Annotated in this window: 9 protein-coding genes; 6 read left to right on the top strand and 3 right to left on the bottom strand. The window is 41.1% G+C overall.

What is annotated here, in order from left to right; all coding sequences use genetic code 11:
• The first annotated feature begins 99 nt into the window (after window positions 1–99).
• Both ABD985_RS19730 and purN read left to right on the top strand, forming a co-directional pair.
• Complete coding sequence (locus ABD985_RS19730) at window positions 100–978, top strand: geranylgeranylglycerol-phosphate geranylgeranyltransferase (RefSeq protein ID WP_345374797.1); 879 nt, start codon at window positions 100–102, stop codon at window positions 976–978.
• Between the two features lie 155 nt (window positions 979–1,133).
• Complete coding sequence (gene purN / locus ABD985_RS19725) at window positions 1,134–1,718, top strand: phosphoribosylglycinamide formyltransferase (RefSeq protein ID WP_345374795.1); 585 nt, start codon at window positions 1,134–1,136, stop codon at window positions 1,716–1,718.
• Between the two features lie 485 nt (window positions 1,719–2,203).
• Here purN and ABD985_RS19720 read toward each other — a convergent pair whose 3' ends face one another.
• On the bottom strand, window positions 2,204–9,208 hold the full coding sequence (locus tag ABD985_RS19720) for an Ig-like domain-containing protein (RefSeq protein ID WP_345374793.1): 7,005 nt from the start codon (window positions 9,206–9,208) through the stop codon (window positions 2,204–2,206).
• 609 nt (window positions 9,209–9,817) lie between these two features.
• On the opposite strand from ABD985_RS19720, the gene ABD985_RS19715 reads away from it, so the two are divergent.
• From ABD985_RS19715 to ABD985_RS19700, 4 genes are all read left to right on the top strand, one after another.
• The gene (locus ABD985_RS19715; RefSeq protein ID WP_345374792.1) at window positions 9,818–10,582 is read left to right on the top strand and encodes a hypothetical protein; all 765 of its coding nucleotides are present in this window, start codon (window positions 9,818–9,820) and stop codon (window positions 10,580–10,582) included.
• 224 nt (window positions 10,583–10,806) lie between these two features.
• Complete coding sequence (locus ABD985_RS19710) at window positions 10,807–11,484, top strand: hypothetical protein (protein ID WP_345374790.1); 678 nt, start codon at window positions 10,807–10,809, stop codon at window positions 11,482–11,484.
• A gap of 134 nt (window positions 11,485–11,618) precedes the next feature.
• A complete protein-coding gene (locus tag ABD985_RS19705; protein ID WP_345374788.1) occupies window positions 11,619–13,208 on the top strand; it encodes a hypothetical protein in 1,590 nt (529 codons plus the stop codon).
• 88 nt (window positions 13,209–13,296) lie between these two features.
• Entirely contained in the window at window positions 13,297–15,963 is a 2,667-nt protein-coding gene (locus ABD985_RS19700) for a CHAT domain-containing protein (RefSeq protein ID WP_345374786.1), read from the top strand.
• Here the strand turns inward: ABD985_RS19700 and ABD985_RS19695 are convergent.
• Window positions 15,930–16,151 carry a hypothetical protein gene (locus tag ABD985_RS19695; RefSeq protein ID WP_345374784.1) on the bottom strand — a complete coding sequence of 74 codons (222 nt, stop codon included), beginning with the start codon at window positions 16,149–16,151 and terminating at the stop codon, window positions 15,930–15,932. The genes ABD985_RS19700 and ABD985_RS19695 overlap by 34 nt on opposite strands.
• 165 nt (window positions 16,152–16,316) lie before the next feature.
• Window positions 16,317–16,916: a nitroreductase family protein gene (locus tag ABD985_RS19690; protein ID WP_345374782.1), complete on the bottom strand. Its 600-nt coding sequence runs from the start codon at window positions 16,914–16,916 to the stop codon at window positions 16,317–16,319.
• Between the last annotated feature and the right edge of the window lie 102 nt (window positions 16,917–17,018).

Here is a 17,018-nt window from a genome sequence, read left to right as displayed (position 1 = left end):
AATGAAGATTGAAAAATTGAGCATGAAGAATTAAATAATGCATTACTTTTGAGTAATGCGCTTAAAAATAATACAAACATACCGATACTTTTTTAAATCATGAGAAATGCATCACAACCACAAGGTTTTTTTATCAGTATACCTCAGTTTTTCAAACTGATAAGGGTAAATAACCTCCTGATCATTTTACTGACCCAATACTTGACCAAGGTATTCTTAGTAGATGGAGTAGAAAACTATCGAAACACATTGAGTGATCCCTCTTTTTTCTTGCTTACGCTAGCGACTTTATTGATTGCAGCGGGAGGTTATATTATCAACGACTACTATGATATTAAGATTGATATGATCAATAAGCCCGACAAGATTGTGGTGGGCAAGGTCATGCGAAGAAGGGTAGCAATTTTTACACATACGGTATTTTCATTGACTGGGGTAGCTATAGGATTTTACCTTTCAAGGACCTTAGGCATCATCATGTTTTCCTCAGCCTTCTGGCTCTGGCTATATTCTAACCAGCTTAAACGCAGGGCTTTTATTGGTAACTTGACCATTGCTGCCTTGACGGCCCTATCCGTGTTTATCATCAATCTTTATATTCGGGAAAATAACCCATTGGTCTATATTTATGGGACCTTCGCCTTCTTTATTTCCGTTATCCGAGAAATCATCAAGGATCTAGAAGACCAAAAAGGGGACGAACAGTTTGGATGTAAGACCCTTCCTATCATCTGGGGCAATGCCAAGACCAAAGCATTGATCTATTTCCTGGCCATTATGTATGCAGGAATCACTTTCCGTTTTCTATACTATATAGGCAATCCCTGGCTTTATGGCTTTATCGCAGTGTTAAGCATTCCTATTGTATTCTTATTGTACTTACTATACAAGGCGCATACGCCTGAAGCTTTTGGAAAGTTGAGTACGTTTTGTAAGTGGATTATGGTGGGAGGCGTATTGTCTATGGTATTGCTGTGAGATTTTTAATTTTCGATGATTAATTATCAATTTTCAATCATTAATAATTAATCATTGAAAATTGATAATTAAAAATTCTTCATTACTTTCGCACCTTCACTCCTAAGGGAGAAAACGTCAGGTAACTGAATTGAAAATACAAACAAACAATCACTGTGAAAACGACCAATATTGCCATTCTAGCTTCTGGAACGGGGAGTAATGCCCTTAAGATTATGGAACATTTTGAGGGAAGAGAGGACATCAATTTTATTGTGATCTCTAACCGTAAGCATGCTGCCGTACTGGACAAAGCCAAGGCTAAAAACGTTCCGGCCTACCACTTTAGTCGTACAGCATTTAATGAGACCAATGAGGTACTGGACTGTTTACAGGAGTTTCAGGCAGACTTTATTATCCTTGCTGGATTCTTATTGTTAGTCCCTGAGGCAATTTTGGAAACTTACGAGAACAAAGTAATCAATATTCACCCTGCCCTTCTACCCAAGTTTGGTGGCAAAGGAATGTTCGGCATGAACGTACATCAAGCCGTAGTGGAAGCTAAGGAAAAAGTATCGGGTATCACGATCCATTACTGTAACAAAGAGTATGACGAAGGACAGGTAATCTTGCAAGCAACTTGTAACCTGGATGTGGAAGACACTCCTGAGGTTGTTGCTAAAAAAGTACTAACGTTGGAGCATTTCTACTTCCCTAGAGTCATTGAGCAGCTTGTTGAGGCGACTTACGCCGCTGGTTGAGCGCTTCGCTGTTGAGTTCACCTTCGGTGAGTTGAGCTTTTTGTTGATAATGTTTAGTTGAGCTTCGCTCGTTCATAATGTTTAGTTGAATATCGTTGAGCTTCGCTCATTTGTGGTATTTAAACCGAAACATGATCAATCGTGTTATAAGCAAAATCCCCCTGCATATTATCATAATATGCAGGGGGATTTTTAATAAATAATAGGTCCTTGTCGTGAGGCACAATGCCGTCAACTTAAGGAAAAGGTAGACACTGGTCTTCGCGTCCTCGCGAAGACCAAAATATAATGGGAGCGTATCGCACGGCATGTAATGCTCCGGTTCTATAAGCTTAGCTTGAGCGTGGACGCTCAAATAATGTTAAAGGTCCTAGCGTGGACGCTAGGACCAGTATTTAGTTTAAGTTCACGACATTGTGCCGTGAAGCAAGGACCTACAACTAAACATTATGAACGAGCGAAGCTCAATTAAACAATATGAACAACTATTCGACCATGACCTTTCCAGTATAGGCCCTACTGCCCTTTTCAGTGCTCAGTAACATCTGGTACAAGTACATGCCTTTCTGCACCTTGCCGCCGTTTTGCTGGCTACCATCCCAAGAGACGCGTAGTAAGCCGGATGGCACAGTACCTTGATAGATTTGTTTCACTTGCTTGCCGGTAAGGTCCATCACGCGAATCTGCAGGCTACTGCCGGACTCTTGTTCTGGTACCAGCAACTCAAAGGTCGTCTGCTCACGGAATGGGTTTGGATAGGCTGTCCCTACCAAGATGCCCGCCTCTGATAGCATGGAAGCGATACGCTCCTGACTGCCGTAGAAGGCTGTGAAAGTCGCCTCGGAAGTACTTCCTTGATAGGTCTGTACTTGTTGCATATCCGTGATGCGTTGGGTACTGTGATCATATAGGTATAGCTGCTTCCCAACGGCTACATCCAACGCTTTCCAACGCAATTGCAAAGCTTCTTCTGTACCGGACGATAGGTCGAAAGTCCATGTGCCGGAAGTCGCCTCGGTAATCATCTCACCAATGACTGCCGCTCCATTTAGGGAAGGACGTGTAAATCGAGCTGTTGGCAAGTGTTCCATCAGCAATGGGGCTGTTCGGGCATCCCTTCCATCCAAGGCATCGGTCGCCAACTTATGCATCCCGAAATAAGCCGTATGGTGCCATTTTGTAGCTGACTGTACTTCTAACTGTACCTTCCAGTTGCTTTCAGCGGCTTGACGTAAATTAGCGGTATTATAAAAATCCTGAATTGGATAGATATTAATATTTACCCAAGAGTCCCCCCTATTTTCGACAAAGGCACCTTCAAATGGATATAGCATATTCCCGTAGGTACGACTACCATTCCAGCTGACCAGTTCAGTAGAGATCTGCTGCAGTTCATCAAGGCGTAAATTATCCCCATCCAAAGAAGCTTCCTCTATGTTTCTAGCAATAATTTGCTCCCAGTTTAGCGGCATGTTGAATGGCGTACTGATCATTTTCCACCCTGGCCATAGTTCCAATACAAATGGCTCAAAGTCTCCCTGAGAATTGACACCTACCTCTGGGCGTACTTCCGCAGACAACTCCGGTGAAGATAAGTTTGGTCGATCAGTACTTAAAATCCAGTAAGCATCTCCTGGCCATATACCATCATTTTCATATAATGGGTCGTATCGCTCACCGCTCCAAGTCCACATTCTCCATCTTTCTTCATCTATTGGCATCAAGTTAGGAAGTAAATCCTGAATATCCTTACCTACTGAAGCAGCCAATGGCAAAGAAATCATACGGTAATCATCCGCTTTATTACCAACCCCAATATAATTGGCAAAATTAAAGAACCCTTCCTCATAGATACGGTAACGGAAACCATAACGGTCTTCTGGATAATAGATCAGGCTTCCATCATTTAACTCAATTTCAAAGTCATAGAAAATGCCAAATGGATCATTGATATCTTGTGTCACTGCGTACTGTGCCCCTCCATCAAAGTTCATGGTTGTTGGCATATAGTTCTCCTCCAAAATATCTCCCATTGGAATCACGCCCAACCTCACACTTTTCACCAGGTCCGGTCGGTTGAGCTCAAGTACAAAACGGTTGCTATTGATCTCTACCGTTGAATTATTCAGGCTTTCTGTGTATTCCACATTAATCACCTCTTCTACCGTTACTTCTGATGTATTCTCTAGTACCGTTACCTCGAAGTTGGTCCAATCCGATGCGCCTTTGCCGTCATTGGCTGTCACCCATACGGTAGTTGTTCCTACCCCTTGCTCGGTTAAGGTCAACATATTTCCGGATACATTGGCCGTCACAATAAAGGTATCATCCACGGATAGTTCATAAGAGAGTGCATCTCCATCCGGATCATTAAATACATTAGAGATATCGATTTGCCATGTACTGAATCCTTCCGTCAGGGTTTGATCGGCGATAGTATTGATCACCGTTGGAGCATTATTGGGAGCTGCATTTACTGTGACTATGAAGCTATCACTGATCACACCTCCTTTGCCATCGTTGGCGGTGACGGTTACTGTAGCGGTTCCTATCCCTGCCTCATAAACGTATAAAGAGCTTCCTGAAAGGCCTACCGTGACAATTCCCTCATTATTGGACACAGCAGTGTAGTTCAATACATCTCCATCAGCGTCATTAAAGACCGCAGCTAAGTTCGTCAGGTCACTTGCGAATCCTTCTGTCAATGTCTTGTCAGCGATCGGGTTGACGATGATTGGCGCATTATTAGACACGGCTGTTACCGTAACTACGAAGCTATCACTGATCACACCTCCTTTGCCATCGTTGGCGGTGACCGTGACCGTAGCACTACCTGCTCCCACTTCGTTAAGGACAAGGTTGATTCCAGACACTGAAGCTGTGACCACAGCCGTATTATTACTGGAAACAGCATATGTCAAGGCATCTCCATCCGGATCAAAGAAGGTACTGTCCATTACGATGGTCTCGCTGCCAAATCCTGCCGTATAGCTTTGATCATTGATTGGCACACCCACATAAGGGGAATTGTTCGCTGTAGCATTGACACTAAGGATAAAGGTGTCGCTGACGTTTCCTCCTTTACCGTCCTCTGCCGTAATGGTCACCTCCGTGCTCCCTGCCTGTCCCAACACAAAGGTAAAGCTTGCATTGGCAAATCCGCCTCCGCTGACCGTTGCAATATTGGTATCCATTACTGTGGCCGTATACGTTAGGGTATCTCCATCGGCATCCTCAAACACATTGATAAAATTGATGCCGTGTGGCCCTGTCCCTTCCGTGTAGCTGAAATCGTTGATTTCGTTTTTGATGGTAGGGGCAGTATTAGAAGACGCTGTACTCAATTCAAAGACTTTAGCATATCCATTAAATGTGCTTACCCCATTACCATAAGCCCCAACAATAATATGATGACCATTAGGTGATACCATAAGAGGCTGCCCAAAATAATCTTCAGCAGCTCCTTTTAAATCATTCCCAAGCTTCACCCATTGCGTACCATTCCAATCATAGATCATGGCATTACCTGCATTGTTGCCATTATCATCATTATATGGTCCCCCTATAGCTATACGGTTTCCATCATATGAAATACTAGTACCATATCCAGAATAATCATTAGCTGCTTTTCCTTCTATATCTGTACCTACCTGATTCCAGGTTGTACCATCCCAATCATATACACGAGCATGTCCAGCATTTGAAACTGCTCCATCATTATATAAACCTCCGATGATAACTCTTTTACCATCTTTGGATAAGCCTATAGATTCTCCAAAATTATCACCAGCGGCTTCACCATCTATGTCTGCTCCTAATTGTATCCAATTACTGCCGTTCCAACTAAATATTCTAGCGTGACCAGCATTTGAGCCTGCTCCATCATTGTATCTACCACCTACGGCTAGTCTTGATCCACCATAATTTAAAGCAACAGATATACCAAAATTGTCCCCTAATGCTTCTCCTAAAATAGCAGACCCCATTTGTATCCAACTACTGCCATTCCATTGATAGGCTTTAACATGACCCGCATCTGAGCCATTTGCATCATTGGCATGGGCACCGACAGCTATTCGAGTTCCATCATGTGAAATACTTACTGAGTGACCTAATCGATCACTTACTGCGTCTCCGTCAATATCTGCTCCTACTTGTACCCAAGTAGTACCCGTCCATTTGTATACTCTAATATGTCCTGCGTCAATACCGTTGGCGTTATCATTGAGCTGAGCTCCTACTACGATATGACTACCATCTCCACTAATAGCTACTGCATCCCCTGAGTGATCTCCATGCATTTCACCAAATACCCCTCCCCCTAATTCTGTCCAAGTTCCATCTATATTCTCATATACTCTAGCTACACCTGTAAGAGTTCCTACTGAATTGTCTCCATGCGATGAGACTATAATTCTTTTTCCATCTTCAGAAATAGCAACACCTTTCCCAGCCCAATCTCCAGGGTTGGCTCCTTCTATAGTCTGTCCTACTTGTTTCCAAGTAAATGCTGCTGGATCAACCACTGACACTTCAAATGCAATCATTGTTGTTCCTCCCTTACCATCATTAGCAGTGACCTCAAGTGTAGTAGTACCTAGATCATTTTCATTTATCGTAAGAATATCTCCTGCTATATTAGCCAAGACCACAGCTGTATCCAGTACATTTACAGTATAGGTTAGTGGATCACCATCCTCATCTACGAACCAGTCCGAAAGCGTTATAGAAGTTATAGCATTTCCTGACTTTAATTCTTGGTTAGATATCTGTAAGCCTAGAGGTGCTTTATTAGCAAGAGTACCTAGTTCGTAAACTCTAACATGACCGGCACCGGTACTATTACCATCATTTTCATAAGCTCCTACTGCCAAGCGAGTACCATCAGAGGACATACCTGTCGCCCAACCGAATCTATCATCAGCTGCCTCCCCATCTATATCCAAGCCTAGTTGAATCCAGCTACTTCCATTCCATTCATAAATACGGACATGACCGGCTTTATCACCATTGCCATCATTCAAATAAGCTCCAATTGCCAAACGATTACCCTCAGAAGACAAGCTTACCGAATTACCTGATTCATCACCAGCAGATTCCCCGTCTATATCTACACCCAACTGAATCCAACTACTGCCATTCCATTCATATATACGGACATGACCGGCATTAGCACTGCTACCATCATTTAAGATAGATCCAATCGCTAAACGATTACCATCAGAGGACATACTTACCGAATAGCCGAATCTATCACCAGATACCTCTCCGTCAATGTCTAAGCCCAACTGAACCCAGTTGTTACCATTCCATTCATAAATACGCACATGGCCGGCATCAGTACCATTACCATCATTGTAAATAGCTCCAATCGCCAAACGACTACCGTCAGAGGACATACTTACCGACCAACCTGATTCATCACTAGCTGCCTCTCCATCAATGTCCAAGCCTAACTGACTCCAGTTACTACCGCTCCACTCATAAACACGAATATGTCCGGCATTCGTACCGTTACCATCGTTTCCATAAGCTCCAATCGCTAAACGGTTACCATCAGAAGATATACTTATCGACTTACCTGAGTAATCTGACGCAGCTTCTCCGTCAATGTCTAAGCCCAACTGAACCCAACTACTACCATTCCACTCATAAACTCGAACATGACCGGCATCAGTACCATTACCATCATTGTAAATAGCTCCAATCGCCACATGATTGCCAACAGAGGACATACTTACCGTCCAACCGGAGTTGTCTGATACAGCTTCCGCATCAATATCCAAGCCCAATTGAACCCAGTTACTACCACTCCACTCATAAATGCGTACATTACCTGAATTAACGCCAATACCATCGTCATAAATAGCTCCTATTACCAAACGACTACCATCAGATGACATACTCACAGAATAGCCAGTATAATCATTTATTGCTTGCCCATCAATATCCATCCCCAACTGTTCCCAAGCCAAGGTTTCCTTTGTCGCTACGACTACCTCAAAGCTGGTAGTTACACTACCGCCTTTGCCATCATCTGCCGTTACCTCTATGGTGGTACTTCCTAGGCTTGCTTCTGTTAGAGTAAGTACCTCTCCTGTAATGGAAGTGGTTACTACGCCAGTGTTTTGGGAAGTTGCTGTGTAGGTGAGGGCATCTCCATCTGCGTCTGAGAAGAGCATGGAGAGTAGTACCGTGGAAGCCGGGTGGGTTGAGACCAAGACTTTCTTGGAAAGTGGAGCCGTAACCGTTGGTGGTTGGTTAGGCTTTTCTTGGACAAACATTCGTACCTGTCCTGCTCTATAGGCATTAGTACTATTGTATTGCGCTACTAATGCAATACTTTTTCCATCCCCAGAAATTGCAAGCGGCCTACCCATCAAGTTAGAGGCAGCCTCCCCATCAATACGCTGTCCTTCCTGTAGCCAATTGGAACCATCCCAAGCATAAACATAAGCACTCCCGGACTGAGAGCCATTATAAGAGGAATTGTAGGCTCCCACTAATAATTTATCGCCGCTATTGGACAAAGATAAGTTTGAACCAAAACCTCCTGTCCTACTAATATTACCTTTAAGCGTCCAGGTACTGCCGTTCCACTTAAAGCATTTAACAAGATTAGCATTAAATGTTCCTAGAGCAATCGTAGTACCATCAGCTGAAATATCTGATGCATATCCCAACATCTCGGTGGTTGCGATACCATTTAAATCACCTCCTAACTGTAGCCAAGCTGTTCCATTCCATTCGAACACACGCGCTTGTCCTACATTTTCTGCACCGTCATCATTATCTCTAGCCGTAGCAAGCAAACGATTACCATCATGAGAAAGACTTACTGTATACCCAAATAAATCACCAGCTACTTCTCCATCAATATCTGCTCCCCGTTTTGTCCAGTTACTGCTCTTCCATTCATAGACTCTTACCTGTCCTGAATTTACCCCATTTCCATCATTACTATTGGCACCTATCGCAATTACATTTCCATCTCCGGAAATACTAATTGCACTACCTGAATAATCTGAAGCCGCCTCTCCATAAATATCATTACCAACCTTTATCCAGTGATCTATATTCCACTCATAAACACTTACTTTTCCAACGTTAGATAACGTATTTGGAGTACCCACCACGATTCTCTTGCCATCGTCTGAAATGTCTAACGCAGATCCAAAACGATGTCCTGTTGAATCCCCTAAAAGGGTAGCACCCAACTGCACCCAATTGGTTTCCTCCCATTGAAAAACTTTAACGTGTCCTGTGTCATTATTTGCGCTAGATGAACTCACCACCATTCTTTTACCACCTGCAGACAAAGCAACATCAGAAGAAAAATAACTTTCCGTTTCGTCTCCGTAAAGCGTATTTCCTTTCTGCACCCAATCTTGTGCATAAGTCAACGGTTGCCCTATCCATAACAAGGCCCCTAAAAACACTAATCCCGGTAGCACTCCCGAGAACAGTTCTAGCAAACGTATTCTTCTCATTTGTTAATTAATTGTATCGTTACAGTTTTATCTTTTAACGCTATAGGAAAGCAAGGCAGGGAATATGGGTATATTCACTGCATTTTTAATGGTTTATTTGGTACTAAAAACCGAAGATAGCTTTTTTCAGGGGAAAAACGAGGGATTGATTGTGAATTCGGGCTAACGGGGTACATTATACGGCTTTGTTGAGGTCACTTACGTGGCTGGTTGAGTGGCACTATGTGCCGTTGAGTAGCCCTTAGGGCTGTTGAGAAATAGTACTGTAAAATCTCAACGTGTAAAGCACATCTCAACGGAGCGAAGCTCCACTCAACGACACGCAGTGTCACTCAACAAAACTGTTGGGTATGAGATTGGTCGTTGCGAGGACACAACGAGCAGTTTAACGGCTACTTCAGCCCTTGCCGTGAGGTAAGGGCCTACAACTAAACATCATGAACGAGCGAAGCTCAATTAAACAATATCAACAATAATGAATGTTGTTATTTGAAATAAGCTAATAAAAAATTAGCTTGTGCCGTTATCTGCTATACAGTTATGGATGTAATGGTTCTGTAGTCATCCTATACTGCTTAAAACTAAACTATTACCACTAATTATTTTTAAATGATGAAACGTATTTTGCTACTAATGGGTGCATTGCTTTGTACTCTAGGCTTATCTGCGCAACAAGAAACTGTCATCGGCACGAAAGATGGGATCAAGGTATCTTATCAACTACTATTAAAAGATGAGGGCAAAAAGAAAGATAAGTATATTCTGATCGTCAATGCGGTGAATGAAACAGATCAGGACTTGTACTATGCCGTTCCTTTGATTCCGGATGCAGAGGGTAACCTGGCCATGCCATTCTCTGATGAAGAACAAGGTTTCTCTAAGGTAAGAGTAAGAAACTCTACCAGTATTTTTGGTGCGGGCCGCTCTGTAGTTGGCGAGCAAACAGAATTGTATACCACAAACAATGAGTTACTGTTCTTGGTGAAAAAAGGTGGGCACTATACCAACGAAACAACCTTCAAGGTAGAAGCTGGCAACAAGCCACTATTAACCAATACGTTTACTAACATTGTGAAACCGTTAGGTGCTTATGACATTAAGATCAGTCCTGCCGTAGTTAATGGAGACTATGTCGCTTCTTGCGGAGACGTTCGCTTAAACCTAAGCTTCCAAACGACAGAAGAAGATGGAGAGCATTTGGTGGCAACCGTTAATGGACAGCAGTTCATTTGGTTGAAGTCTACGGAAACTTCTTTTGTTCGCAAGGACAGCAATGAGTTTACGTTGACCTATGATAGCCATACGCAGAGCTTCCATTATGCTACTTCGGATGGTATGCTATGTACTTGGGGTAAAATGGACAAAGTCAACTAATTGTTCAGAAGCTTTTGTTCATGATGTTTAATTGTAATTGCTATGCAATTACGTTCATAATGTTTAGTTGTTTTCTTATTGGATTAACAAGATGTATACTATTATACTCAACTAAACATTATGAACGAGCGAAGCTCAATTAAACATCATGAACAAAACGATTCAACAGTGCAATACGAGTATTTACAACTAACTACTAACTTTCCCTTCTCAGGGTATGATTTATGAAAATTCTATTTAAAACACTACTAATGCTGTGCTTGGCATTAGCTTCTTGGCATGCCCAAGCACAAAAGATTCCTAACTCCAATGTTCCTTTCTCCTACTTTGGTGTGGGGGTTAGTGCTGGACTTACGGGTGCTGGTTTGGATGTTTCCACCAACCTTACGAAGAACTTCCAGGTCTTATTGGAGGTCAATAACTTCCAATTGGATAATTTCCAGCAAGAAGTGACCATCGATGATGCGGATATTCTAGCAGACCTTTCTGCAGGGCTCAGAAGCTATGACCTGAAGCTGCAGTACCTTCCTTTCCAACGATTGGCTCTAAAACTTGTCGGTGGTGTATCATACTTCAATACGGATGTGCAATTAATTGGCACTTACCAGGATGAAGTAACCTATGGAGACGTAAGTGTGGATGTTGGGCAATTGACAGCCGGATCAACATGGAACAAAGTAATTCCTTATGTTGGATTTGGTTTCGGGCGTGCCGTACCCAAAAGAAAGCTGGGACTATCCTTTGATATGGGGATTTACCATATGGGCAGCCCAACCGTTTCACTGGAGGGCACCAATCTGTTAGAACCGATGAAATCTCAAGAGGCACAACTACAAGAAAACCTGAACGGGTATGAGTGGTACCCACAGATGAAACTTCGATTGGCTTACAGAATCAACTAATTATTTGAAAGGTGAGGGAAGCACGCACTTTGGTGAAGAATGAAGAATGAAGAATGAAGAATGAATTTAATCACTTCATCAGCTTCCTCCTATTACTTTTTACCTATTACCTTTTACTTTATACCTCTATTAAAATGAATTATAAAAATACAATTTTGAGAGGATTATTGATCCTCCTAACACTTTTCTCTTGTACTAGTCCCCTAAAGGATATTGAACTGAACGTTAGTACAGATGTATTCTCACAAAGAGTCTTAATTCACTTGAAAGATCCTTCCAATGCTGAGAATCTGTTTAATCGAAACCTGAAAATTGAAATCCTGGACGATCCTCAGGGCATGGTGGTGAATGATCTCGGAAAGAGAGAGTTTGAAAGTAGCTATGGCTATCTTGGATTGGCCATTGACCCATCTAAAGCGACAGACGATATTCGTTTCAAGGTGAAAGTAAGTGGTGAAGGGTACTTGACGACTACAATTCCTGTACACCTTTCTCCAGAAGATAGCATGTCCGTTTATTCAGCCAATCTGGTTGATCTGGAGGCTGACGAACTTATCAACGGTGTTGATAAAGCGAAAAAAACGTTTGAGCTGATCAACAGCGAAGTGGTGACTGAAGTAGACTTTAACACTGAGGCTAGTGAGGCAGGGGCATCGACAAAAGTTAAGGTAGCTCCAGGAACAACATTCAAAGATATCAACGGAAACGAAATCTCTGGTGATGGTCTGGACGTTCAGCTAGTCAACTTTGACAACAGCAATATGGAAGCGATGTTGTCTTTCCCAGGAGGTTTTAGCCCTAACATGATTATCAATGAAAATGGAGAAGAGGAAGAAGGTAATTATTTCATTACGGCTGGTTTTGCCTCCATCGACATGTGGGTGGGCGATACAGAAGTAAAGCAGTTCTCTCAGCCTATCGACATTGAGATGACGATCAATCCTGACTTTACCAATCCGGAAACGGGTGCTGCGATCAAAGCTGGAGATCAGATTCCGGTATGGTCTTATGACGATGAGGTAGGTACCTGGACATACCATCAGATGGGAGAAGTCGTAGAGAAGGACGGAAAACTATGCGTGGACTTCCAAACGGATCACTTATCATGGTATAACCTGGATTATGAGGGAGCTATCTGTTATTCAACAGAAAGCACAGGGGCTATTAATATTGTTAATAACAACCCCGGGGATTTAAACTATGAGTTCTATACCCAATTTGTTTTTGAGGGTACGGATCAGCCTGTAGGAGCGATTTCCAAGATTCTTTCTTTCAAGAATGGCGAGGTAATTAAGTTGTACGAAGCTCCTGAAGACCGTAAAGTACAATTGGTAGTGTACAAAGGAAGAACCCGTGACAGTGAGGAAATGTTAAGAACAGAAGCGTTCTATCCATGTAGTGAGCAAGTGACTGTGGATATTACGGATCATGTAAAAGAACTTCCTCCAGCAATTAATTTAGAGGTCATTGGTTACTGTGGTGACCAGCCTATGCGACCTACCGTTCATTTATCTGTATTAAAGGATGGTAAATTATTGTATCAAGGATTGATGACTAATGGTAAGATCACTTTCTACAACCTTAATATTAATACGGAATACCTGTTTATCGCACTAGTACCAGGTCAAAATGGTTTTGATGGAGGTGCTGTTGTGACAGAAACGTTTACCTCTAGTAATGAGGTCTTTGATAATTACCCGCTTCCGGATGGGGCTTGTGATTAAGAGCTTGCTTGGAATACAATAACATCAGAGGAAGAAGGAAAGGAATAATACTTTCTTCTTCCTCTTTTCTTTTAAGATCTCACGAAATATGAATCCCTACCTCAAGTATACTTTCTTTTTCTTTTTCCTATCCACAAACTTTCTGCTGGCACAGAATGACTCCTACAATAAAGAGGAGACCCAAAAAATAATCACAGTCCTAGAGCAAAAAGCAAAGGGGGATAACTGGATCAATGCTACTGAGCAATATATAGATGATTTAATTAATGAAAATGATTTTCAGCAAGCTCATAAACAGCTCCTTACCCTATTCCATAACCTAGGAGACAAAACCTTGAACTGGAAAATAAAAGTAGTCCTTTTAGAAAGGCTAGCCTTTCTCGCTACTCAGTTGGACGACCTAAAAAATACAGAGATTTACTTATTAGAAGCCTTAAGGACTTATAAACTGCATCAAGACCAAGGCCTCTACCTAGGGAAATTACTGAATACCCTTAGTCAAGCTTATTATCATAAAGCCGATTATACGAAAGCAGAACAACTCTTACTAGAGAGTAAGGTTCTTCTGGAGCAGCTAAACTATAAGCATACCCCTCAATACAGTAGTGTTCTCAATAACTTATTATCTGTTTATATTCTTACGGGTAATGAAGCTGAGGTTAAAGCCTATAAACAATATTTTGAGGAGCTTACTCCAAACAAAGATTCATTAACGCTGGGGCAGCTTCATCTAATACAGGGACGCATTAATATTGCCATCCTTGAGGAGGATTATCATACGGCCTTATTACAATTATTAGAAATAAAATCACTCATCATGGACGAAAACGACCTTGATAATGTGATCACATACTATGAAAAGTTGTCTGAGTTATATACGATAACAAATGATATACAAAAAGCAGAAAGTACCCTATTAGAATTACTCAAAATCATTGAGCAACAAAAAGGAACAACGCATATAGATTATGCTATGGCATTGAGTAAAATAGGGTACTTCTACGACTCTATCCAACAATTTGAAAATGCCAAAAAGTATTATATCAACAGTAAGGCGCTCTTATTGAATAGTGTAGGGAAATATCATGTACATTATATCAGCACCATTAATAACCTAGCCTTAGTACATGAATCATTAGAGGAAGTAGATGAAGCGACTAAGATCTATCAGGAACTGATCGAGCTCCGCCTAGATCAGTACGAAACTCAATTTGCAACAAGCACAGAAGAAGAGCAGAAAAAATACCAAAGTAAGGACTGGATGTTTTTCTCTAATTACGATTACATGGTTGCCAATGATTTTTGGCCACCTTCTAAGCAAACTGTTGCACACCGATATGATATTCAATTAAGGTATAAGGCGTTAAAGTTTTCCCATCAAAAAGGTATTTTAGATAAAATACACGACTCCGATGATAAACCTATTCAATTGACTTATCAGCAACTCGTTGAGCAGAAAAAAAACTTGTCAGATTTATTTTTAGCAGATCAAGATATAGCCTCTACATTAGGGAAAATAAATGAACTAGAAAAGCAACTGGCCTTTCAGATAAATCCTGAAAAAGTTATACACAAAACCGTTAAAGCCAATCAGATATCAGAAGTACTGGAGGAGCATGAGGTCGCTGTAGAAATTGTACGTATGCAGTACAAGGAGTATGATGGGAGTGACTTGGTGGGGTACGCTTTTTTTATGTTAAGTTCTAAAAGTCCCTATCCCAGATTATTTATTTTGAGGAATGGAATCGCTCTGGAACAGGTTCAACAAAAATATGCTAAGGATATACACACTGCGAGAGGCTTAGGTATCGAATCTGCTCAGGAGGCTACTTCAACCCAAAGTTCCTCATTGTACAACCTATTGTGGAAACCTGTTTACAAAAAAATAAAACAACTTAATCGAAAGGTTACTACGGTTTACATTGCTAATGATGGGATATATCACGCTATCAACCTAAGTACCTTGAAAAATCCTAAGACAAAAAATTATGTTTTAGATGAGTTGAACCTGCGGTATGTTAACTCTACCAAGGACATTCTCTCGATGAAACAAGCCTCCCCTACTCCCAGCAATCATGATATCGTCTTGATTGGAAACCCTGATTATTTGAACAACCGTATCAATACAAAATCTGTAACGGCATTTACACCTCTTGAAGGCACTGAGAAAGAGGTGAAAACAATCCAAGACCTTGTCCAATCTCATCCAAACTACAATCCTATATTGAAATTGAAGGATTCTGCTACTGAGCGATTTGTTAAATCATTAAAGTCTCCCAGGGTACTTCATCTTGCTACGCATGGATTTTATACTCCTACTCATCAGGAAGAAATAAAATACTCCCTAATGAACACAGGCCTGGCTTTAGCAGATGCAGCATATTTCAAGCAGTGGAAAACAACCTCTAGCACTAAAGAAAACGGCATCCTCACGGCTTATGAGGCAATGAACATTGACCTTAAGCATACCGAATTAGTAGTGCTTTCTGCCTGTGAAACGGGGTTAGGCACTTCAGACAATAACGAGGGAGTCTATGGTTTGCCACGGGCATTCTTTCAGGCAGGAGCGAAGAATGTACTGATGAGCTTATGGAAAGTAGACGATATAGCAACCCAAAAGCTAATGACTTATTTCTACAAGAGCCTGTTATCAGGAAAAGCTATTCCATTGTCTTTAAAGACAGCCCAACAACAATTACGACAAGAATACTCGTCTCCTTATTATTGGGGCGCTTTTATATTGATGGAAAGATGAGTAATAACCTTTACTATGTCTGCATCTGTTGTATAATCAATTTCATCAACCTGCTGGTGAATTACTCTTACGTTATGTTTGGATGGTGTGATGGCCGCTAAATGGATTCCGGTTATGGGAGGAACAAAGTCTTTTTCATGTCCGAGTTCATACCGTTGAATATAAGCAACAATGATATCTATGTTCATAAAATAAATAGTTTTAGTTATCTGAAAAGTACTTTGTATTTCAAAGTTAAATAAATTAATGAATAAAAAAAGAGGCCGTGGCATAACTACAACATTATGACACGGCCTCTCTTGATTATTTAACTTTATCAAATCTTGATTATAGGGGTTTTTCGCCTAATTTTCTTAAACCGTAAAAATAACTTCTTCCCTATTCAAACGGGATTTTGGATTGATATGCGGTTGGTTTTGATCTTCCTCATCACGATAACCAATGGCTACTGCAAAAGTGGTTTTGTATCCTGTTAGCCCTAATATTTCATCATATTCTTCGGCAACAATCCCTTCCATTGGAGTAGCATCAATTTCCATTCCTGCACAAGCCGTCAAGAAGACTCCTAACGCTAAATAAACCTGTTTTACATGCCAATCATGTAACTCTTCTTCCGGTTTCTCCTTCAAGAAGTTATTGTAATATCCTACCGCACCTTCTGGTAAATTCGCATTGATTTGCTCCTCAAATAATACTTTGTTATTGATCGCACTAAATACCACTAGATGACTTGCATTCAGCACTTTTTCTTCATTAAAATAAGAGGCCTTTGCGAGCTTTGTCTTCACTTCCTCACTTTCCACAAAAGTAAAGCGCCATGGTTGAGAATTAATAGAGGAAGGACTCATATGAAGAATATCCTTCAGTTGTTCTATCTTTTCTATATCTATCTTTTTATTAGCGTCATACTTTTTAGTTGTATAACGCGCTTGCATCAAGTCTGTGAAATTCATTTTGTCAAGTTTAATTTGTTTGATACGTGTTATAACTACTATCTTAGCCCCCAATATAACTGGAGTTAAATTTTAGATCATTAAAAATTTTAACTTTGCGTT

The sequence above is a fragment of the Algivirga pacifica genome (assembly GCF_039543525.1).
GTDB classification, from domain to species: Bacteria; Bacteroidota; Bacteroidia; order Cytophagales; family Flammeovirgaceae; genus Algivirga; species Algivirga pacifica.
This window is presented reverse-complemented; position numbering and strand designations above follow the sequence as displayed.